Annotated in this window: 2 protein-coding genes; one reads left to right on the top strand and one right to left on the bottom strand. The window is 69.5% G+C overall.

Translation table 11 applies throughout. The annotated features are described in order from the left end of the window. On the top strand, window positions 1-876 hold an 876-nt coding region (locus FVW27_RS16485), incomplete at its 5' end, for an AI-2E family transporter (protein WP_167127223.1). A 135-nt stretch (window positions 877-1,011) separates the two neighbouring features. Here FVW27_RS16485 and FVW27_RS16480 read toward each other — a convergent pair. Continuing rightward, window positions 1,012-1,155, bottom strand: coding sequence for an LrgB family protein (locus FVW27_RS16480; RefSeq protein ID WP_279586646.1), 144 nt, complete (start codon window positions 1,153-1,155; stop codon window positions 1,012-1,014). Window positions 1,156-1,164: the final 9 nt, after the last annotated feature.

The following is a 1,164-nucleotide window of genomic DNA, read 5'->3' as shown; positions in this document are numbered from 1 at the left end:
GGAGCCTCCGTCGGGGTCGTCGCAGGCGCTGCCACAAGCGCCGCGCCCGGCGCCGCCGCTGCGGCGGGTTCCCTGCCCGCGCCGGTGGAACTGGGGCTGGCCCGGCTGCACGCGCTTTCGGTGTGGGTCACCCAGACCCTGGCCGATTTCGGCATCGACGCCTCGGGCCTGGCCGACTTCGACCCGGCCAGCCTGCGCGGCACGCTGCTGGGCGCAGCCCGGCAGGCCGGAGAGGCCGTGCTGCACGGCATAACCACCGGAGTGGGCAATGCGGTGTACCTGTTCGGCCATTTCCTGCTGATGCTGTTCATCCTGTACTTTCTGCTGCGCGACGGACGACAGATGATGGCCTTCGTCAAGCGCGTCTCGCCGCTGGCGCACGCGCAGGAAGACCGCCTGCTGTCGGCCCTGCGCGGCGTGGCCCGTTCGGTGTTCATGGGCGGGGTGCTGGTGGCCGTGTTCCAGGGCGTCATCGGAGCCGTGGGCTTTGCCATCGTGGGGCTGCCCGCGCTGTTCTGGGGCTTCGCCATGTCCTTCGCGGCCATGATTCCCGTGGTGGGTACCGCGCTGATCTGGGCACCGGCCACGGCCTACCTGTACCTTTCGGGCGAGACGTGGCAGGCGGTGTTCCTGCTGGGGTGGTGCGCGGTGCTGGTTTCCAGTTCCGACGGCCTGCTGCGCGCGTGGTTCATGAAGGAAGGCGCGGGCATTCCCATGCTCTACCTGTTTCTGGCCATCCTGGGCGGGCTGAACATGTTCGGCATCCTGGGGCTGCTGTACGGGCCGCTGCTGCTTACCTTCGCCATGGTGGCCCTGACCATGTACGCAGAGGTGGCGGCGGAAATCGCCCCCAAGGACGGTGGCCCGTCCCGCTAGCACGCCCCTTGTTTTACCCCCCCCCTTGAAATGACGAAAGGCCCCCGCCGCACGGGGGCCTTTGCCGTTGAGATGGGGAAGATGGACGGAGGGTGCAGCACCGTGTCTTCCCGCGCGGGAATGGCCCGCGAAAGATCAGTGCAGCAGGAGGGCCAGCAGGGGGGCGGCCAGCACGTTGACCAGACCGGCCAGAATCATCACCAGGCTGGCGATGGCGCCTTCCTCGCCGCCCACCTGGCGGGCCTGGGCCACGCCCGCGCCGTGCGCGCCCATGCCCAGCAGGGCGCC

Origin of the sequence: Nitratidesulfovibrio liaohensis, from assembly GCF_011682075.1 — a bacterium.
GTDB lineage: Bacteria > Desulfobacterota > Desulfovibrionia > Desulfovibrionales > Desulfovibrionaceae > Cupidesulfovibrio > Cupidesulfovibrio liaohensis.
The sequence above is the reverse complement of the archived record's forward strand: the minus strand, read 5'-3'. Positions and strand labels throughout refer to the sequence as shown.